The organism is Candidatus Enterococcus murrayae (genome assembly GCF_017315985.1).
GTDB lineage: Bacteria > Bacillota > Bacilli > Lactobacillales > Enterococcaceae > Enterococcus_A > Enterococcus_A murrayae.
The window spans coordinates 1-19141 of the sequence record NZ_JAFLVR010000009.1; the positions used below are offsets into that span (position 1 = coordinate 1).

Here is a 19141-nt window from a genome sequence, read left to right on the forward strand (position 1 = left end):
CAGATCAGACAGTACAAGCATTAGTAACAGCGAAAGTACAAGCTTATCAGCTAGTTATAGTGGAAGTACCTCAGCAAGTACGAGCGAAAGCACAAGCTTAAGTACTTCAGTAAGTGATTCAAACTCAATCAGTACAAGCATAAGCTTGAGTGATAGTACAAGTGCCAGCACGTCAATTAGTGATTCCAGATCAGACAGTACAAGCTTGAGCAACAGTGAAAGTACAAGTCTAAGTACTTCTATAAGTTTGAGTGAAAAAGAAGAATCGCAAAGTTACAGTGGAAGTACGTCACTAAGTAACAGTGAAAGTACAAGTACAAGCACATCGATCAGTGATTCTAGGTCTGAAAGCACCAGCACCAGCAACAGTGCCAGTACAAGTGAATCGGCAAGTTATAGTGGAAGTACTTCAGCAAGTACAAGTATTAGCAACAGTACTTCAGCAAGTACAAGTATTAGCAACAGTACTTCAATTAGTACAACTACTCCAATTTCCAATAGCACATCTACAAGCAATAAAGGTCTGCCTTTAGGGACAACTACAAAAGCATCACCTGGCACTTCTAGGGTTGCTTCAACTGGAGGAACAGGAAGCACAACAATTTCAAGTGGAACCGGATCTTCTGGAAGCGAGCTTCCAAAAACCGGTGAATCTCTTGAATCAAGCTTACAACTTTCATTTGTAGGTTTAGCTAGTGTTCTTGCAGCTCTTGGCTTACTAAAGAAAAAAGATGAACAACAAAAAGATTAGTATTTAGACAAAGATGGGTATAGAGTTCAACATAAAAGAGTTGAACTCTAGGACCTGATGATTATTCGTTGTCTTTCATTTTTAGAACTTTAGTCAATAGGAACGCTGAAGGCGTATGAAAACATCTAAAGTGGAAGAATTCTTTCTACTTTAGATGTTTTTCATTTAAGAGATTGAAAAGGGCTTTTTGGATTCCGCTCAGCTTTTTTTCATCATACACATGATTGATCCTTGGTTCTTCTATATAAAATAAGCGTTTGAGTAACCTTTAGATTTAAGGAGTGAGAAAAATGAAGTTTAAAAAAGATAGTTTCTTATGGGTCATAGTTGTAATAATGATTTTTGGAATGTTTAATATTCCTGTTATCGCAAATACTACTGAAAGCGAACGAAACGAATCGACAGCAAGTACAAACAATAGCACAGATAGTACCATCAGTTCGACAAGTATCATTAAGACGGAAGAATCTGAGATTGGTTCTTCTCAAAAAGAACAAGAAGAGATAGAAGATACTACTTTGAATAGTGAAGAAGCACCGACAAAAGAAGATGACCAGAAAAAGAAAAAAGAATCAGATATGATGGCTGAAGTCTGGAATGAATATTTCTGGTGGGATACGATTAATAATAGAAGATTTTCTTACAATGATGATATTCCATTTTGGGGTGGGGGTAATTCTAAGATAAATACGACTCAAGGATATATTGAATTAGGCGAACCATACATGTTTGAGGTAGGTTGGAAATTTGTAAATATCACTTTTAGAGGAGAAGTTTATTCCCCTGGAGATAGAATTTATGATGATATTTTCAAAGGCCCTTTAGATTTTCAGGAAATGGAAAAACATCTTCGCTATAATTATGAGCCTCAACTATACAATGTGAAAATATCCTATCGAGGTTTACCTGATGAAATAAAGGAGACATTACCTAAAACTGATCCAAATCCGATTTTAAACGGAACGATGTATACGATACCTGATCCACCAAAAGTAGAAGGTTATATTGCTGAAGAATTCGCTTTAGTATGGACAGCACCATATTTTACTCCACGAATGATTGGTTCTGAAATATATATTTCCGGTGGAACATTTTCTGATGGTATTAGTTATGGGTATAGATCGGTAGAGGAAATGATAGCGCAGCCAGTTATTAGTCGTTATATAGATATTGAAGGGAATGCGATTGATGAAGAGAGTTCGATGATTGGCGAAATTGACGAAGAATATGCAACGAGTGCAAAAACAATTCCTGGCTATACTTTAGTAAAAATTGAAGGCACTATCAATGGGAAATTTACTTCCAAGCAGCAAGAAGTGAACTATATTTATATAAAGGACGATTCGAGTAATTTTGTCGGATCTTATGTAGACTATGCTGAAAATACGGTTACTAGTATAACAGATATTGAACGACAGTTAAAAATAGTCAAGAATGTGAATTTAAGTTTGGTGAATTACAATGATAATAAATTGAATGTGAATGTCGTAGGAACTACACAACAATTTCATTTATTAGGAACAATCCAAACAGCTACAAAACGTGTTCAAACGAAGAATGGCCGGATTTATTACGTGCTGTGGTTAGACGGGAAACAATATATGCTACATTCAGATGCTTTTCAGGCTTTGCCAACTTCTTCTGACTTTGAACAAGAAAGTGATTTGGACAAATATGCAAGTGTCAGTTTGGATTTTTTAGGAAACTATCTAGATAAGATAAATAGTGTCAACTATAAAATTTCTTTGGTTAACAATTATAATGTCTATGATTTGCTAAAAACAGATGGAGATGCAGCTATCCCACCTTATACAGGAACCGTTTCTTCTATGAACCTGAAGGACAATGTGTTCACTGTGACTCAGGAATTCGTTTCCTCGTATGGGATCAAATACTATAAAATCATGGTTGAGGGATATAGCTATTTTGTTAATGCGGCCGCCTTTGTTGTTGAGTCGATCAAAGACTTTTTTTGGTAGATAAAGCTGCTTAAGTGTTAAATGAATACATTACTTAAAAAATGACACAAGAATATCGTTAGAAGAACAGGAACCGTTTCAAAAACTTGAAATTTTGTAACGGTTCCTGAGTTCATCTATGCATCTTTTCAGACAGAATTTTGCTATCAATCTTTCGTATACCCAAGATTGGGAGTGAGCAAGCCCATCATCAATCGATTCAACCATAAATAAATATCACGGTGAAAAACTGTTGGACGTCCTTGTCGTTGTAAATGAATGAGGAAATACTTAGATTGAAGAGTATTCCTAAATTCTATGAAAAACTGCCATTTCCATTACTATTTGTATCCTCCCGAAATGGTAAAACAAATTAAAAATTATAGTAATACTTGTTTTTATTGTTTCACTACTCTCTTGTAATTATTCCGGGAGAAATTAATCGATGAACATGGTATTTTGATCGGAGGGTTCAACTTGGATAGGGCAGGGTTCAATTAAAAAACATCAATCAGATTATGTTAATACCTCAATGTTGATTTTTTTTAAGGTGAAACTACTAGAAGGAATGGGAAATTAGCGAGGTGCTCATTTGAAATAATAATTTCAATACATAGGACATCCATCTTTTAAATAAAGAATCTATCTCACAAATTATTATTGAGACAGATTCTTTAGCATTTTTTTGATTCAATCGGGTGATAATCACAGGAGTATTGCAAAAATAAAACTCCTCGAGAAATTAGACTTTTGAATGAATTTCTCAAGGAGCTCTATTTTCGAGATAGTTTCAATTTTAATAATTTTGCTTATGTTTTAGTTTATAAACTTTTTTTCTTCTCTAAATGATGTAAAAAGGCTCCGGCAGAGAATACTGTTGCTAGTCCTAGTAGTGATAGTTGACCACTCAATTGATTGGAGGTCCCGGTTTTAGGTAGCTCTTTTCCTGTGGCGCTTGCCGCTTTCGTATTTGAGTTGGTTGAGTTTGATCTTCCACTAGTGGCAGTTCTATTTGCACCTGAAGTTGCTGTGTTCGTTCCGCCAGTTCTATTTGTTGAAGAATCTTTCTTATTCGCTGCTGCTAATGATTTGTTTTCGCTAGTAGAGTTTGAAGTGCTCCCGCTAGCGCTGTCTGAAGTTGAGCTAGAGGTACTTTCACTCCAATATTCACTCAAAATTTCAGAGTTACGAGTGCTAGAACTTTCGCTATTTACAGCGGATGTTTTTTCAGAAGTACTGTCGCTAAATGAAGTCGAGGTGCTCTCTGATGTACTTTCGCTCCAATAATCACTTAAAATTTCCGAATTCACTGTACTTGTGCTTTCGCTTACAGAAGTGGATGAACTCAGACTCGAACTAGTAGAATCACTAGTGGATTCTGTTGTTGATGTACTTGTCGATTCAGTCGTGGAGCCACTTGTAGAATTTGTAGTTGAAGTGCTAGCTGATTCAGTCAAAGAAGCACTAGTAGACTCAGTTGTGGAACCACTTGTAGATGTACTGGAAGGTGCTACCATTGAGTTACTTGTCGATGCAACTGGAATGGTGGCAGTATTGTTATTTGCCAATACTTTTCCAGTATCAATTTCTACTCCTGTATTGGCTTGTGAAGTAGTTTCGGCAGCTTGAGCACTCGCTGATGTTGTGCCCACTCCAATGACACCTCCTACCGCCGTTAGAGTTGCATACATCCAATTTTTTCCATTTCTATTTGTTCGTTTTTGTTCTTTCTTTAGTTGTTTACGTATTTCTTTTCGTCCCATACTTTTCAATAATTCTCCCTTCGAAAATAATCTAAAAAATGATTTTGACGTGTTGGATTAAGTATCTCATAGTTCATTTCATTGGATTTATAACGTCTCAATATTGGGAAAAAAATATTTTGATACATGAAATAGCTTATTATGAAATATGGAGATTTTTTTAGTTTAGTGTAAGTCAGATAATAGTGGCACGATACTATGTAAGGGAGAAAACGCAAATGACAACCTATTTAATCGTAGGCAGTGGCTTATTTGGTTCGGTTTTCGCTGATCAAATGGCTAAGAACGGTCATAGGGTAACTGTTCTTGAAAAACGAAATCATATCGCGGGAAATATCTACACAGAAGAAGTCAATGGTATTCAGGTGCATAAATATGGCGCCCATATTTTTCATACATCAAATAAAAAAATTTGGGATTATATAAACCAATTTGCAACTTTCAATCGATTTACAAATACTCCTATGGCCTTTAGTAAAGGGAGGCTATACAATCTACCCTTTAATATGCACACTTTCCATTCTTTATGGGGTGTAAAAACGCCCGAAGAAGCGAAAGCAAAAATTGCTGAACAAACCAAGGACTATGAGGAGCGTAATCCGAATAATTTAGAGGAACAGGCCCTTTCACTTGTTGGGAAAGATATTTATGAGGCCTTAATAAAAGAATATACGGAGAAACAATGGGGAAAGCCTTGTACGGAGCTTCCCGCTTTTATCATCAAAAGGTTACCGATTCGGTTTACCTTCGATAACAATTATTTTAACGATCTCTATCAGGGAATTCCTATTGGGGGATACACGCAAATCGTTGAGAAGATGTTGGCTCATCCCAATATTGAAATAGAGCTCATGACCGATTTTTTGGGCAATAAAAAGGAATGGTTGGAAAAATTTGATCGAGTGGTTTACACGGGGATGATTGATGAGTTTTACGACTATTGCTTTGGTGAGCTGGAATATCGTTCGCTAGACTTTGTACATGAACAGTTGCCGTATGGAAACTATCAAGGAAATGCTGTAGTCAATTATATCGATAAAGACATTCCCTATACGCGAATTATTGAGCATAAGCATTTTGAATCTGGCAATCAACCACAAACAATAATTACGAAGGAATACCCAAAAGAGTGGCAAAAAGGGGAGGAGCCTTTTTATCCTGTGAATGACCAGAAAAATCAAAAAATCTATGATAAATACATGTCACTAGCTAAAAATGAGCCTCAAGTAGTTTTTGGTGGTCGCTTGGGAATGTATCGTTATTTCGATATGCACCAGGTGATTGAAGAAGCGTTGAATTTGTCTAGTAAGATGCTGAGTTCAACGTAGTTACCACTATCAAATGAGCGTTCTCTGTGTCACCTATTTTCGTCAATGCGTTCCTAAAGATAGCTAAAAAAAACTAAGAACGGACATCGAGCTGTTCTTAGCTAAAAATAGTAGTGATAAATTCTGAAAACATTTCGAATGGGACGTAGGCAAATGAAAGGACCCTTTAAGTAACGCCAGCGATCTTATCTAAAATTAACTGAAAAAAGCATCGAGTATGGTGTTTCCTCCTTTACGAAATTATGCCAAAAGAAAGGGAATTAACAATACTGGCAGTCATTTTTATCAAAGAATGACGTTCGTTCAAGTTGATGTGTACAAGTAGAGTACTGGCTCCAAGCAGCAGATAGAATGATTTTCAATTGGTTGAGTATCGGTGACGATTTCAGTTTAATCACTGGCATCCAGGCCAAAACCAAGCTTTTTTTTGCTGAAAGCCTTTTTCAATTGCTTTATAATAGGGGATAGAAAGAAGGGGGAAAGGTCATGCAAACAGCGTTGTTGGTAGTGGATATACAAACTGGAACGTTAGCGCCGCTAATCGGTAAGGAAGCCTTTTTAAAGCATGTGAATGAATTGATTGATCATTTTCATAAAGAAAACCTGCCAGTGGTTTTTATTAAGAAGGTCGGATATGGAGAGCTTTCAAAGAGTCTGCATCGCGAGGCGAATGATCCGGTAGTCACAAAGGTTCAGATGAATTCCTTCAAAGCTCCAGAATTTCAGTCAGTGGTGACCGAGCATTCGTTAGGAAATTTTGTAGTAGTTGGATTAATGAGCAATGCCTGTGTTCAAAGCACCTGCAAAGGGGCCTTGGCTGAGAATTTTCCGGTAACGTTGATCGAAGATGCCCATGATTCGCTAATCAAGCCGATGCGAAATAGTTGGAATAAGAAACTAAAAGCGCTGGGTGTCACCACCATGACGACCAAAGAATATCTAGAAAAATAAAAGGGAGCGAATGATTGTGCGCATTTTAATTGTTGGCGGTAAAGGAACGATTGGTCAAGCGATCGTTGAGAAGTTGAAGGATGCTCACGAGCTGATTTTAGCAGGCAGGACGAGCGGTGATGTACAGGTAGATCTGACCTCGACGGACAGCATCGAAACGATGTTCAAAAAGGTCGGACATGTCGATGCGATTGTCAATGCATCGGGAGCCGCAAAATTTCAATTAGTAGAAGAAATGACACCAGAGGACAATATGGTGGCGGTACAAAGCAAGCTGCTGGGACAGATCAATTTGGCCTTGATCGGCCAAAAGTATTTGCGGCGTGATGGCAGTATCACATTGACTACAGGGATCATGAAAGACGATCCCATTCCTGGAGGTGCCTCTGCGGCGATGGCAAACGGCGGTGTTTCAGCCTTTGTAAAGTCGGCCGCTATTGATTTTACTCAGGGCATTCGCATCAACTGTGTCAGTCCGAATGTTTTGGTGGAATCCTATGATAAGTACCAGGATTCCTTTAAGGGCTTTGTCCCCGTGCCGGCAGAGCGTGTCGCAATGGCCTATGTAAAAAGTGTCGAAGGAAAACAAACAGGACAGGAATATCAAGTTTATTAAAAAGAAAGCTTTAGGATTTTGATGGCCCCAAACAGGGAACGCGATCATTGATCCTGAAGCTTTCTTTTTGATTTATTGCAGCTAAATTCGTGATTTCACCCTATAAATGCTCAGCGATTTCTTCGTCTATTACTAAATCGGTAATGAAGCCCATAGCTAATAGCGTTTGGATACTTTCAGCTTTTTCAACTCCCGTAGCAACGATCATTACACGGGGAATTTTTTTGATAGCTGCCAATTCAATCCCAAGCAGGCGTTGTGAGAAGCCCTTGGTGAGAGGCGTTCCATCCGCCGTGAAGATCGTACTTCCGATATCTCCGATCGCTTTTTCCTGTTTAAGCAGCTGCGCCTCTTCGTTAGAAATGTACTTCAATTTTTTATAGGTTGAAGAGCGGATAGGGTCGCTGACGCCAAGAATAGCTAGGTCCACGTTTTCTCCTTCCTCGATAATTTCTTTGATCAGGCTGGTTTGCATCAGGGTCTCTTTGACATCCAAGCTGTCAGCGATTGCTGGAGCGTAGAAATAGGATACATCGCATTGATATTTTTCAGACAACATAAAGGCTAGATGATTAGAGTGGATGCGGACCTCTGAAAGACCGATCCCACCAATGAGAGGAGTGATTTTCAACTGATCCAGCGTTAATAGGTTAGCCTGCTGGACGTACTCATAAAGGGTAGACCCCCAACCGATCCCTAATTTTTTGATATCTTTAAGAAGCGGTTCAACAAGGTCGGCACAAAGCTTTCCAGCGGCGGCCTTCAAGTTTTTCTGTGTTTTTGCGACGATTTTAACATTAGCCAATTGGTATTTTTCAATCAATTTTTCCTGTAGCCTCAATAAACGCAGCTCGTTGTGTTGAATCGTGATTTTTACCACGCCTTTTTCTTTTGCTTCATGAAGCAATGAGGCGACGGTTGGACGAGAAATCCCCAGTTTTTTTGCGATCTCGCTTTGTGTTGCTTCTTCTTCATAATATAAAAGGGCGGCCTTTACCATTAAATCCTCTCTATCCAGCATGTTTTTCTCCTTAATCGCCGATGTAACAAATGTTCTATCGGGAAATTTTTTATATCATATGATATGCCTTGATTTCGTTGACTTTCAACTTTAATCATACTACAATTTTTACAAAAGTAAATACAGTTTTACAATTGTAAAAAAGGAGATGTTTTTTTGTTAGTTAACTCAAAGGTCATGCTGCAAAAAGCCCGAAAAGAAAAGTACGCGGTTCCTGCTACAAATTTTATTGATTTAGATTCTGCACGCACGTTTGTCAATGTGGCAGAAAAATTAAATAAGCCGTTGATGCTGCCGTTTGCTCAGGCGCATAAGGAGCTGATTTCATTAGAAGAGGCGGCCTTGATTGGGAAATATTTAGCGGAAAAGGTCTCTGTCCCAATTGTTTTACATTTGGATCATGGAGAAGATGTTGCATTTATCAAAAGAGCAATCGACTTAGGATTCACCTCTGTGATGATTGACGCTTCGAAGGAAACGCTGGAGGACAACATTAAAATCACAAAAGAAGTAGTGGCCTATGCTCATCAAAAAGACGTGACGGTGGAGGCCGAGTTAGGGCATGTCGGTGCTGGCACAAACTACGAAAACCATGAAACAACCGATTCGATTTATACGGAGGTTAAGGATGTTCAAACATTCGTATCGACTACGAATGTTGATTCGTTAGCGATTTCAATTGGAACCGCTCACGGTGCGTATAAAGGAACTCCTGTTTTGAACTTTGATCGTTTAAGAGAAATACGTGAAACAACAGAGATTCCATTGGTTCTTCATGGCGGCTCTTCCTCTGGAAATGAAAATTTGAATCGCTGTGCACTTAATGGCATCGCGAAAATCAATATTTTTACTGATTTTCTGAATGCTGCTTATAAACGTAATATGGAAGAAAGTCCCAAGGATTATCTGGAAATGAAACGCTTGGCTAATGATGCGATGGCGAATACTTTGGAAGCGTGCTACAAGACTTTCGCTACTAAAAGTGTTGATTAAAAAGGGGGAAAGCACATGTCTACTAAAATAAATCGTCCATTTTTTGTATTTAATCCAAAGTCCTATTTGTATGGAGAAGAGCTGCTAGCCTGGGCTAAACGAGCAGACGAATTAGCCTTAAAATATCCGGAATGTTCCATATTAGTGACAGTTCCTTATGCGGATATTGCAGCGGTAAAGAATGCGACGGAGCAGATTATTGTGACCGCACAGCACATGGATGGCATCAAACCGGGTCGCGGGATCGGTCATGTACTGCCTGAATCGATCTATCATGCAGGAGCGCGAGCAGTCTTTTTGAACCATGCGGAACGACCATTGACAGTCAGTGATTTGTCTCAAGCGTTGAAGCGAGCAAAAGAGCTGGGTATCCAGACCATCGTTTGTGCGGACTCGATTGCTGAAGCGCAAGCGGTGGCTATAATGGGAGCGGATGTTATTTTATGTGAACCAACGGAACTGATTGGTACAGGACAAACAAGTGACAGCGCGTATATCCAACAGACCAATCAAGCAATCAAGGAGATTGACGAAACCATTCTGGTGATGCAGGCAGCTGGGATCAGCACAGCAGAAGATGTTTACCGTACGATTGAACTAGGCGCTGATGGTACCGGCTGCACGAGCGGCATAACAAATGCTGAATCACCATTAGAGATGTTAACTGAAATGGTGGAGGCTTTAGTAAAAGCATATAAGGAAAGAGGCTAAATAATATGAATGTCAAACATGAGCAGCTGTCCCTAGAGACGCAGGCGGGGAAAGTAACGTATTTGGATATTACACTGCAATTGAGAAAAGCGATAAAAAATTCTGGTATTCAGGATGGGATGTGCGCAATTACGACACCGCATACCACCTGTTCAGTAATTTTTGAGGAATATGTTCACGATAAGGATTGGAAGGGCGACGAATTTCTGCAGGTAGATCAAAACCGAATTTTGGATCGCTTGGTGCCGCGACAGTACACGGAATCTGATTACCTGTATCCCGGTCCGGCCCATGTGGAATTTTTGAAGGATTTAGCCGCAAAAGATCCAAATTATCTGCCGGATCCGGTCTCTATCTTGAATGCGGATGCGCATATCAAGGGGTCACTGTTTGGCGCGAGTGAAACAGTGATCATTAAAGAGGGAGAGCCCTTGATCGGTTCTGTCGGTTATCTGTATTTTGTCGATTGGGATCAAAATCGCGAGCGCACTCGCACATGCAATTTGATGATCATGGGACAATAAGAAAAGAAGTGCATCTGAGTGAAATTCTTTCACTTTAGATCGCACTTTTTTTTGCTTGTTTGAGGCACTTATACAAATAGTAGTTAGTTATTTTAAAATTTCCCGATTTAAAAACTTTAAAAGAAATAAAGAAAATGAATGCTTAAATAAAAGGTTTTTGATCCTGCTTGATATAAAAAATTTATATTTTCTATTTACAAACAAGTTATTTATCGTTATTATATTTTTTATAAAATGAAAACGATTTCTTTTAAAGTGGGGGTATAAATAATGGATGTAGCAAAATTAGGGCAAAGACAGCTTTTTTTGATGAAATGGGTAAATCTTGAACGGAGAATCATCAAACGATATGAACAAACTAAAAGTGTTTCGGAGGTCATTGAGTATCTTGTTGCTATTTTGGTGCGCAGCGCTATCTGCTCGGAAGCGATCTCGGAGAAACTTCAATCGTTGATTCGCGAGTTGTTTTTGACTGCAGAGCCTGATGATACACTGCGCCGTCATTTGCCGTACTTTGAAAAATATTTTAAAAAAGGTGAACGGAAGACACTCATCAAGCGTCTGTTTAAAAATAGAACAACTTATTTAGCGGCCACAGAAGAGGCTCGCGGCTATAAAAAGTATTTAGAGCAGGAAGGGAAATTGGATAATTGGCAGGAAAACCATGCTTACATCATGGAGTCCTTTTTTTCGGATGCCAATGGCAAACGCCATAAGCTGACTATTCGTGAAGCAGATCCTACGAAGGACGAGGAGATTATTTCAAATAGTTTACAAATCCTGACTACCTTGACTATTTTTGAAGTAGACGGCGTGCGAAAATTCGTCAATTTCTTAAACTATGAAGGCTCTGGAAAAATCATCACCACAAAATATAGCGCTCGGTCGGAAAAAGCTCAGGAGCCAACTCAAGCTGCAGCAAATGAGAAGAAGCCGAGTTCTAGTGAACAAGATAAATCCGTTGCAGGTGGAGCAGGGCGGACGGATACTGGAACTGAATCAACAAAGAGTGTGAAATCAGAGAGCCCTTCGGACAAACACGAGAATGAAGGCGACCACTCCACGAAGAAAACCCGTGCAGATTCGGCATCACCCCAAATGATTATCAAGACTGAAAGCAGCAATCCGCGAACTTCTCCGATAAGTACTGTCGCTTTGCCGCAAAAAACGGACGAGAAAAAGCCTTTCACTGTTCCGCAAAAAACAGACACCTCCTACATGACCATTGGCAAGAACCTTGATCAGAGCCAAAACGAAGGCGAGCGGTGGCCGTGGCAAAGGACACTTGGAAAGTTTTTAGGAAGAAATAAGAAATAGCCTCTTTGTTTCAGAACAGGTGGCTTATTAAAGGTGCAGCATGATTGAAAAAGACAGACGATCAGGCTTATTCAGTGTGGAGAAAATTAGCTGATCTGGTAAAACCGACAGCGAAACGTTAAGACAACTTCTAGCTAAAGCCATCGTTATAATCTATAATTTATGTATATAGGATAGAAATAGTTTCGAATGCGGTGATTTTGTGTTAGCAAAAAAGCTTTGCTTGGATAATTAGTTAAAGGAATTGATGACGTTCTCATATAACATGTGTCCCTTTGATATTTGGCAGGATGAGTGTAATGAGACAGTCAATGTGAATGCCCTGCTTTTTTTAACGGAAAACGATAACAAGGAGGAGACGAATGATTAAAGCAGTTGCGGTGGATATGGACGGCACATTTTTGAATGGGGCCAATACTTATGAACATGAGCGGTTCGATCGTCTGTTTGCTCAGATGCAGGAAAGGGACATTCGGTTTATTGTTGCCAGCGGTAATCAATACTATCAATTGAAGTCTTTCTTTCCTGGTAAGGAGGGGCAAATTACTTTCGTTTCGGATAATGGCGCGCTGATTTTTAAGGAGCAAAAGCTGGCACGAGAGCATCATTTTTCTAGTGAATTGGTCAATAAAATTATTGCGTTTCTAGTAGAAAAAAGCAATGATCTGGATTTTGTAGCCTGTGGGATCAAATCTTCCTATATGTTGAAAAGTGCCAACGAGGGGTTCAAAAAATTTGCCAGGATCTACAGCTATGAAATGGAGGAAGTGGACAGCTTCGAAACCTTGCCGGAGGACCCGATTGTAAAGTTCGCCTTAGATGTCGCGGTGGAAAAAACCGCAGAGATTGCAGAGCGGCTCAATCAGGCTTTTGAGGGATCTATTACCGCGGTTACCAGCGGACATGGCAGTATTGATATTATTATTCCAGGAATCACAAAAGGAAATGCGATTAAATGGCTGTTAGACGAATGGGAAATTGAGCCAAACGAGTTGGTTGCTTTTGGTGATGCAAATAATGATTTGGAAATGCTGGCTCTGACTGAGCAAAGCTATGCCATGAAGGAGTGCAGTCCGGAGGTATTAGCGACTGCGAAAAAGCAAGCTCCCTCGAATAATGAATCCGGTGTCTTGCAGGTGCTGGAAAAATTATTGTAATAATGAAAAAAGCGATAAAGCGGGAAAACAGGAAAAACTGTTTTCCCACTTTTTTTGTCTAGCAAAGTGGTCTTTGCCTACAGGTTGAACTCTTGCAGGCAACATGCTAATATATAAAAACGACAACGGTGTCGTTTTTATATATTGAAAAATTAATAACAGTAACACTTGGATGTGAAGAAGCGGTTTCGATTACTGATCAAATCGTAAAGGAGTGAAAAAATGAGTCATTCATACAATGAAATCAAGCAGGTCGCATTACAACTGATAAAGGCAGAAAAAATTCGTGGCTTGTTCTATTTTGCCGGGGGAATTGTTCCTTACTTATTAGCTGATAGTGAGTCGGATCGTGAACATGGGGATATTGACGTCGTCGTTGAAAAAAGTGATATGCCAATGATTAGAGAATATCTAAAGGAACAGAAGGTTTATCAAAAAGCAACAGATTCCATGTTTATCCCGTTTAATCGGAAGCAGCTGGATTTTGGTTTAGTGGTCCAGATAAATGAAATCCCCGTTAACTTTTCGCCGTTTACACTTTATGGGGGTGAGATGCGCCAAAGAAATTTTTCCCTTGAGGAAGCGGGACAAGCTTTGCTGGTAGAGGCTTTACTTAGGGATGTCGAGAGTGAGGTATTTTTCAGCACGAATGTACTGGAAAAGAAGCAAATCATAAAATCCTACTCTTTGGAGACTGTTAAAGCAGCAAAGAAGCAGTCTAATAGATGGAAGGATCAAATCGACATAAGGCAAATTGACAGTATGGGTGTTAACTCCCAAAAATATGCCCGATTAGCAAAAGCCTTCAACATGATGAGCCTAGAAATGATCAGTGCCGATACGTATGACGAACTGCTTGCTGCAGGCGACGACATCAAGGAATGATGCTTCTCAACTGGGAAATATTGAAAGGAAAATTTATGCCGAAAGTAAAAGAAGAGTATTTTGAAAAGAAGCGAAACGATATATTGGATGCTGCATTAGCTGTCTGTATGAGGAAGGCGGTTTACGAGGTCAGCATGTCGGATATCGTCAAGGAAATGAAGGCCAGCCGCGGCGGGATATACAAGTATTTCGAGAACATAGATGAGGTACTTATCGCACTAGTTAACCGAGAGGGCAGCAGGTTTGAAGGAAATGACGTTTCGAGGATCGAACAGATTCTTCAAGCTCAAAAGAAGCCTGAGCAGGTGCTTGTTGATCTATTTGATTATTCAACAGAACGGGTACTGGCTGCCTTCAATGTTTATGGGAAAATTTTCTTGGACATGGATATCCCGTTAGCCAATGATCCAGAAAGAAGTCAAGCGTTTCATTCAAGAATCGAGGAAAATGCGAGATTTGTCTATTTAAGCGGTCATATTTTTACATTTATTACTGAGAAAACGCGGGAAGGCTACTTTCACCCGCTTCTTCCGTTGTCAGAAATCACTAGTTTTATCATTGCCTCCTTTGACGGGATTGTCGGAGATGTCCTTTATTCAAATTATTATTCATTTAAGGAAGGCACACCTGATTACGAGTTTAACGGGGAAAAGCTTATCGCAGCATTGTGTAAAAGTGTCATTTTACTTCTTAACGGAGATCATACCGTTTTAGCATAGTGGAGGGATAGGAATGAACAAAAAAGAAATCATTAAGTATTTTTACGAGGTTGTTGTATCAAAGAACCTGCTTGATCAAGTGGCGGACTATATTTCGCCGGAGTGTACGGTCAGGGCAGGGGAGGCGATTATTCCGCTAGGTGTTGAAGGGATGAAGGAGCATCTTATTGATGTAAAAAAAACCTATCCCGACTATACAATGAATATCATCCGTCAGTTTGAGGATCACGACTATATTATTTCGGAATTTATTATGGAAGGGACTCATAAGGGGGATTGGTTAGGAATGAAAGCGACAAATAAGAAGCTTTCATTTACAGGTGTGGATATCGACAAGGTTGTAGATGGAAAAATCGTTGAGCATGGTGGAGCAGTGAATACCTTTGAAACTCTTTTCCAAGAAAACATAATCAAGCCTTCTTAAAGATTTGAGGCACACAGCGACAGATGTCGAAACACGGGAAACCAGAAGCATAAGTACACTAATAAGTTATGAATTTGCCTAAAAAAGATCGATAGATTCGCTCTATCGATCTTTTTTAGGCTTCAGTTGTTTGGGCTTGATGTTCCTTTACATAGGCTTTGGCTTCTTTGTTGATTGTTTTTAGATCACAGCCCTGCTGCTTCGCGGCGAAAACACAGCCGCAGTAGCATTGACGGTAAACATCGTATTCTTTACACAGTTCAATCGAACGCTGGTAGCCAGAATTTTTCTTGAAATCACTCGGTAAGTAGTGAGTATTGTAAATTTTTTGAATATCCATACCGATTTGATTGATCAATTGGCTATTTTTTTTCGGAGAGATCGTCAACGCACTGCCGAAATAGTCGTATCCGCGCTCCACTGCTTCTTTCGCTGCTAAATCCAAGCGCATATTAAAGCAAGCTGTACACCGCTGGCCGCCTTCAGGCTCCTCCGTCAGCTCTTTTTGCTGCATCAATTGAATGAACTCATTTGGCTTATAGTCATCGATGATCAGGTTCACTCGATTTCCTGTCGCCGCGTTAAAGTCGTTGATGAACTTTTCTTGGACCAAGACACGCCGCTGATACTCACTTTTGGGATGAATATTGGAATTTGAAAAGAAGATTGTTACATCCGCGTGCTGAGTCAGAAATTCCAGAGTGTAGGTACTGCAGGGAGGACAACAGGAATGAATCAAAATCCGCGGGCGGACAGCTTCCTTTTCCCACGATTGAATCATTTTATGCAGCACACGATCATAATTTATTTTTTGGTTGCTCATTTTTTCAACGATTTCCGTTGCATCTATTGTATTCATAAAATCACCTGAAGGTATTATAAGCGAAAGAAGATCATAAAGAAAGCTGTGGAAGACGTTCTGATAAATTAGAGCACACTGTTTTGAAAGTAAAAAAAGTCTGAGAATGATTGAATTTCTTATTCTAGGGATATAGTATATACTTTACGGTATATACCGTAAAAAAATCTAGCCAAGTCAATGAAGAATCAGTATAGTGAAATTGAAAAGTTTTTCAGTTTGAAAGAGAAACATAAAAATGACTACTTGTTTCACTTGTTGGTTCAATCCACCACTGGAACAATAAAGGAAAAAAATAAGGAGAAAATATGGAAGAAAAAAAGACGACAAAAGCCAAGTTTGATCAAGTTTCCGCCGAAATCGAAAAGCGTATCCATGAAGGTATCTATGTCAGTTCGCAAAAATTGCCCTCCGAGTATGATCTAGCCAAAGAATTTGACTGCAGCCGCTTAACGGTTCGAAAGGCCATCGATGATTTGATCAATAAAAACATTTTGGTCAAACGCCGCGGCAAGGGCAGCTATGTGATGTCGCAGCCAAAAATCCAAAGCGGTCGTTCAGGCTTGCAAGGGTTTACTGAAGCCGCGAAGGCCTACGGAAAAACCAGCAGCACGGAAGTCATCTCGTTTCAAAAGGTCAGCGAGCCCTCGGAGGCCATTTTGGATGCCCTGCAATTAGAAGAAGATCAGCCGATTTATGAGCTGGTTCGGCGGCGGATTTTAGATGATGAGCCGATGACGGTGGAAAAAATCTATCTATCTGAGTATTATGTCAAAGGATTGACCAAAGAAGATTTCAACGGCTCCTTATTCAAATTGCTGGAGCAAAAGACCGAAATTGCCTATTCACATCAAGAGGTAGAGGCCATTTTAGTGAAGCCGGAGCTTTCAAAGCTGCTGGATGTTCCAATGGGGGACCCATTGCTGCAGGTTTATTCAGTGACCTATGCTTTGGACGCGACGCCGATTTTTTATGATATTTCTTATTATCGTTCAGACCGTTATGTGTTCAAGACAACACTTACTCGTTATAACCATTAGAATGTCAAAGCAAAACATAATAAAGGAGTCTTCTCATGTCTGTTGATGTTAGAAAAGTGATTGAAGAGAGCAAGGAACAATTTTATCAGGATCTTGATCAGGTGCTGCAGGTAGAAAGTGTTAAAGGCGAGCCTGAGCAGCATGCCCCCTTTGGTAAAGGCCCCAAAGCAGCATTAGAAGCTGTTATGGCATTGGCTCAGAGCTACGGCTTCAAAACGAAAATTGTAAACGATGCCGTCGGTTATGCCCAATGGGGTGAAGGGGAAGAGTATATCGGTGTTGTAGGGCATTTGGATGTCGTGCCTGCCGGAGATGGCTGGTCTTTCCCACCGTTTAAATTGAGTAAACAGAATCAACGTTTTTATGGTCGAGGGATCTTGGATAATAAAGGCCCGATTCTTGCTTGTTTGTTTGGGCTAAAGCTGCTAAAAGATTTGCAGCTGCCGACTAAAAAAACGATCCGCATCATTTTTGGTACAGATGAAGAAAGCGGCAGTTCGGATATTCCGCTATATCTAAGTGAAGAGAAAGCGCCGCAGTTCGGTTTTACTCCAGATTGTAAATATCCGGTGGTTTATGGGGAACGCGGGATCGTTAATTATGAAATAGAAACGTCTTTTCCTGAAGACATATTGCGTAGTTTAGGTGATTTTGTGGGGGATCAGGCGCGCGATCATGTTCCAGATGAATTGTCTGTCGCAATTGCTGGAAAAAACATTCAAGCAATTGGCAAACGAGCGCCCTCAAATGCACCAGAGCTTGGAAAAAATGCGATTACTTTATTAGCAGAAAAGATTCTTCATGAAAAATTGGTTACTGGACAATTGGCAGAGTATTTCTCATGGATCGTCACCAGTCTGGCAAACCAGCATTATGGAGAAGGCTTAGGAATCGATTTTTCAGATGCAGACAGTGGAAAATTGATGATCACACCCTATCAGCTGATCAAAAAAGATGGGCAGCTATCACTTTCTGTGGCTATTCGATACCCAGTGTCAGTTACTGAGACAGAAGTAACGAAGGAATTGGAAAAGCATTTACCCCTCAACAGCCAATTAAACGTTACTCGTCGGATCAAAAGCAGCCATTTCCCAAAAGAGGATGCCAACGTTCAGCTATTAGCAAAGGTTTATGAAGAGGTGACCGGTTTAGATGGAACACCTGTCACGACGACTGGCGCCACCTATGCGCGATTTGTTCCGAATATCGTCGCGTTCGGCCCATCGTTTCCCGGTCAAAAAGGAATTGCCCACAATCAAGATGAGTACATGGATGAGGAAGACCTGTTGCTAAATATGGAAATTTATATGCGGGCTATGCTGAAGCTAATGGAATGATAGATTAAAAACGAGCGGTTGGATAAAAGAGATGGAATGCTAGTCAGTCTCTCCAGTCGCTCGTTTTCACTGTCCCCAAAGTTTGATTGTCAGATAGCTATGCGCTTTGGGTTGGCGCCTTGACATTCGTTTTAGGCGGGCATACAATTTCTTTAGCAAAGAATGAATGCGTTTTCTAGAATATGTATTCGGAAAGAAGGATAAGATGAGTTTAAATGATGCTGTTGTTTACCGAAATCCGGTGGTGGAAGATGCCGAGGAAATTGTAGCTTTCTATAATCGTGTCGGTGGGGAAACGACCTATTTGAGTTTCACAGAAAATGAGTATCCGCTAGATGTGGATATGCAAAAGGCGAGCATTATCAGTACGGAGCAACAACCGAATTCTGTTATGTTTTTAGCAGTAGCAGACAATCAGATTGTAGGTATTGGGACGATTACATCCAGTCATAAAGTTAAAGCAAGACATTGTGGAGAACTTGGGATTGTCGTTACGGAAAAATTTCAGGGACAAGGTATAGGCAGTGAATTGATCCGACGTCTTTTAGATTGGTCGAAAACAAACGGTATTACTACCAAAATTCAGCTAGATACTAGAAAAGACAATAGCATGGCAGTGGAATTGTATAAAAAATTTGGTTTCCAAATCGAAGGAGAACTGAAGAACACTACATTGATTGACGGTCAATACTATCATTTATATGTAATGGGCTTGATGATATAAGCTTCGATTATTTACAAGAAATGGGTGGAAAAGTAGAAATTCATAGTTATAGATATTTCACTT

At 39.9% G+C, this 19141-nt stretch carries 19 protein-coding genes; 16 read left to right on the top strand and 3 right to left on the bottom strand.

Features of this window, described 5'->3' with window-relative positions; all coding sequences use genetic code 11:
* The first annotated feature begins 145 nt into the window (after nucleotides 1-145).
* Complete coding sequence (locus JZO85_RS23260) at nucleotides 146-751, top strand: LPXTG cell wall anchor domain-containing protein (protein WP_277988921.1); 606 nt, start codon at nucleotides 146-148, stop codon at nucleotides 749-751.
* Between the two features lie 290 nt (nucleotides 752-1041).
* The gene (locus JZO85_RS04220) at nucleotides 1042-2730 is read left to right on the top strand and encodes a MucBP domain-containing protein (protein ID WP_207107277.1); all 1689 of its coding nucleotides are present in this window, start codon (nucleotides 1042-1044) and stop codon (nucleotides 2728-2730) included.
* Nucleotides 2731-3530: 800 nt separating this feature from the next.
* Here the strand turns inward: JZO85_RS04220 and JZO85_RS04225 are convergent.
* On the bottom strand, nucleotides 3531-4472 hold the full coding sequence (locus tag JZO85_RS04225) for a hypothetical protein (RefSeq protein WP_207107278.1): 942 nt from the start codon (nucleotides 4470-4472) through the stop codon (nucleotides 3531-3533).
* Between the two features lie 218 nt (nucleotides 4473-4690).
* Here JZO85_RS04225 and glf point away from each other — a divergent pair, with 218 nt between their 5' ends.
* From glf to JZO85_RS04240, 3 genes are all read left to right on the top strand, one after another.
* Nucleotides 4691-5800, top strand: a complete 1110-nt coding sequence (gene glf / locus JZO85_RS04230; protein ID WP_207107279.1) for a UDP-galactopyranose mutase — start codon at nucleotides 4691-4693, stop codon at nucleotides 5798-5800.
* Nucleotides 5801-6286: 486 nt separating this feature from the next.
* A complete protein-coding gene (locus JZO85_RS04235) occupies nucleotides 6287-6751 on the top strand; it encodes a cysteine hydrolase family protein (RefSeq protein WP_207107280.1) in 465 nt (154 codons plus the stop codon).
* Nucleotides 6752-6767: 16 nt separating this feature from the next.
* Nucleotides 6768-7367, top strand: a complete 600-nt coding sequence (locus JZO85_RS04240; RefSeq protein ID WP_207107281.1) for a short chain dehydrogenase — start codon at nucleotides 6768-6770, stop codon at nucleotides 7365-7367.
* Nucleotides 7368-7467: 100 nt separating this feature from the next.
* On the opposite strand, the gene JZO85_RS04245 is transcribed toward JZO85_RS04240, so the two are convergent.
* Nucleotides 7468-8388 (bottom strand): sugar-binding transcriptional regulator, encoded by a 921-nt coding sequence (locus JZO85_RS04245; RefSeq protein ID WP_207107282.1) that lies wholly within the window; start codon nucleotides 8386-8388, stop codon nucleotides 7468-7470.
* Nucleotides 8389-8544: 156 nt separating this feature from the next.
* Here JZO85_RS04245 and JZO85_RS04250 point away from each other — a divergent pair, with 156 nt between their 5' ends.
* From JZO85_RS04250 to JZO85_RS04285, 8 genes are all read left to right on the top strand, one after another.
* On the top strand, nucleotides 8545-9381 hold the full coding sequence (locus JZO85_RS04250; RefSeq protein WP_207107283.1) for a class II fructose-bisphosphate aldolase: 837 nt from the start codon (nucleotides 8545-8547) through the stop codon (nucleotides 9379-9381).
* Between the two features lie 15 nt (nucleotides 9382-9396).
* Complete coding sequence (locus tag JZO85_RS04255; RefSeq protein ID WP_207107284.1) at nucleotides 9397-10092, top strand: triose-phosphate isomerase; 696 nt, start codon at nucleotides 9397-9399, stop codon at nucleotides 10090-10092.
* Nucleotides 10093-10097: 5 nt separating this feature from the next.
* Nucleotides 10098-10616 (top strand): YjbQ family protein, encoded by a 519-nt coding sequence (locus tag JZO85_RS04260; protein ID WP_207107285.1) that lies wholly within the window; start codon nucleotides 10098-10100, stop codon nucleotides 10614-10616.
* Nucleotides 10617-10886: 270 nt separating this feature from the next.
* Entirely contained in the window at nucleotides 10887-11933 is a 1047-nt protein-coding gene (locus tag JZO85_RS04265; protein WP_207107286.1) for a hypothetical protein, read from the top strand.
* A 362-nt stretch (nucleotides 11934-12295) separates the two neighbouring features.
* Entirely contained in the window at nucleotides 12296-13090 is a 795-nt protein-coding gene (locus JZO85_RS04270) for a Cof-type HAD-IIB family hydrolase (RefSeq protein ID WP_207107287.1), read from the top strand.
* A gap of 222 nt (nucleotides 13091-13312) precedes the next feature.
* Nucleotides 13313-13975 (top strand): hypothetical protein, encoded by a 663-nt coding sequence (locus JZO85_RS04275; RefSeq protein WP_207107288.1) that lies wholly within the window; start codon nucleotides 13313-13315, stop codon nucleotides 13973-13975.
* A 35-nt stretch (nucleotides 13976-14010) separates the two neighbouring features.
* Complete coding sequence (locus JZO85_RS04280) at nucleotides 14011-14694, top strand: TetR/AcrR family transcriptional regulator (RefSeq protein WP_207107289.1); 684 nt, start codon at nucleotides 14011-14013, stop codon at nucleotides 14692-14694.
* 13 nt (nucleotides 14695-14707) lie between these two features.
* On the top strand, nucleotides 14708-15118 hold the full coding sequence (locus JZO85_RS04285) for an ester cyclase (RefSeq protein WP_207107290.1): 411 nt from the start codon (nucleotides 14708-14710) through the stop codon (nucleotides 15116-15118).
* Nucleotides 15119-15233: 115 nt separating this feature from the next.
* On the opposite strand, the gene JZO85_RS04290 is transcribed toward JZO85_RS04285, so the two are convergent.
* Nucleotides 15234-15977, bottom strand: coding sequence for an epoxyqueuosine reductase QueH (locus JZO85_RS04290; RefSeq protein WP_207107291.1), 744 nt, complete (start codon nucleotides 15975-15977; stop codon nucleotides 15234-15236).
* Nucleotides 15978-16285: 308 nt separating this feature from the next.
* On the opposite strand from JZO85_RS04290, the gene JZO85_RS04295 reads away from it, so the two are divergent.
* The 3 genes from JZO85_RS04295 to JZO85_RS04305 all read left to right on the top strand — a co-directional run bounded on the left by JZO85_RS04295 (nucleotide 16286) and on the right by JZO85_RS04305 (nucleotide 19078).
* Nucleotides 16286-17017 (top strand): GntR family transcriptional regulator, LSA1692 subfamily, encoded by a 732-nt coding sequence (locus JZO85_RS04295; RefSeq protein WP_207107292.1) that lies wholly within the window; start codon nucleotides 16286-16288, stop codon nucleotides 17015-17017.
* 35 nt (nucleotides 17018-17052) lie between these two features.
* Entirely contained in the window at nucleotides 17053-18354 is a 1302-nt protein-coding gene (locus tag JZO85_RS04300) for a M20 family metallopeptidase (RefSeq protein WP_207107293.1), read from the top strand.
* Nucleotides 18355-18559: 205 nt separating this feature from the next.
* Nucleotides 18560-19078, top strand: coding sequence for a GNAT family N-acetyltransferase (locus JZO85_RS04305; RefSeq protein ID WP_207107294.1), 519 nt, complete (start codon nucleotides 18560-18562; stop codon nucleotides 19076-19078).
* Nucleotides 19079-19141 lie beyond the last annotated feature (63 nt).

Coding starts and splice junctions, on each gene's coding strand:
- JZO85_RS04220 (WP_207107277.1), top strand. CDS start 1,042: ATGAAGTTTAAAAAAGATAGTTTCTTATGGGTCATAGTTGTAATAATG.
- JZO85_RS04225 (WP_207107278.1), bottom strand. CDS start 4,472: ATGGGACGAAAAGAAATACGTAAACAACTAAAGAAAGAACAAAAACGA.
- glf (WP_207107279.1), top strand. CDS start 4,691: ATGACAACCTATTTAATCGTAGGCAGTGGCTTATTTGGTTCGGTTTTC.
- JZO85_RS04235 (WP_207107280.1), top strand. CDS start 6,287: ATGCAAACAGCGTTGTTGGTAGTGGATATACAAACTGGAACGTTAGCG.
- JZO85_RS04245 (WP_207107282.1), bottom strand. CDS start 8,388: ATGCTGGATAGAGAGGATTTAATGGTAAAGGCCGCCCTTTTATATTAT.
- JZO85_RS04255 (WP_207107284.1), top strand. CDS start 9,397: ATGTCTACTAAAATAAATCGTCCATTTTTTGTATTTAATCCAAAGTCC.
- JZO85_RS04260 (WP_207107285.1), top strand. CDS start 10,098: ATGAATGTCAAACATGAGCAGCTGTCCCTAGAGACGCAGGCGGGGAAA.
- JZO85_RS04265 (WP_207107286.1), top strand. CDS start 10,887: ATGGATGTAGCAAAATTAGGGCAAAGACAGCTTTTTTTGATGAAATGG.
- JZO85_RS04270 (WP_207107287.1), top strand. CDS start 12,296: ATGATTAAAGCAGTTGCGGTGGATATGGACGGCACATTTTTGAATGGG.
- JZO85_RS04275 (WP_207107288.1), top strand. CDS start 13,313: ATGAGTCATTCATACAATGAAATCAAGCAGGTCGCATTACAACTGATA.
- JZO85_RS04280 (WP_207107289.1), top strand. CDS start 14,011: ATGCCGAAAGTAAAAGAAGAGTATTTTGAAAAGAAGCGAAACGATATA.
- JZO85_RS04285 (WP_207107290.1), top strand. CDS start 14,708: ATGAACAAAAAAGAAATCATTAAGTATTTTTACGAGGTTGTTGTATCA.
- JZO85_RS04290 (WP_207107291.1), bottom strand. CDS start 15,977: ATGAATACAATAGATGCAACGGAAATCGTTGAAAAAATGAGCAACCAA.
- JZO85_RS04295 (WP_207107292.1), top strand. CDS start 16,286: ATGGAAGAAAAAAAGACGACAAAAGCCAAGTTTGATCAAGTTTCCGCC.
- JZO85_RS04300 (WP_207107293.1), top strand. CDS start 17,053: ATGTCTGTTGATGTTAGAAAAGTGATTGAAGAGAGCAAGGAACAATTT.
- JZO85_RS04305 (WP_207107294.1), top strand. CDS start 18,560: ATGAGTTTAAATGATGCTGTTGTTTACCGAAATCCGGTGGTGGAAGAT.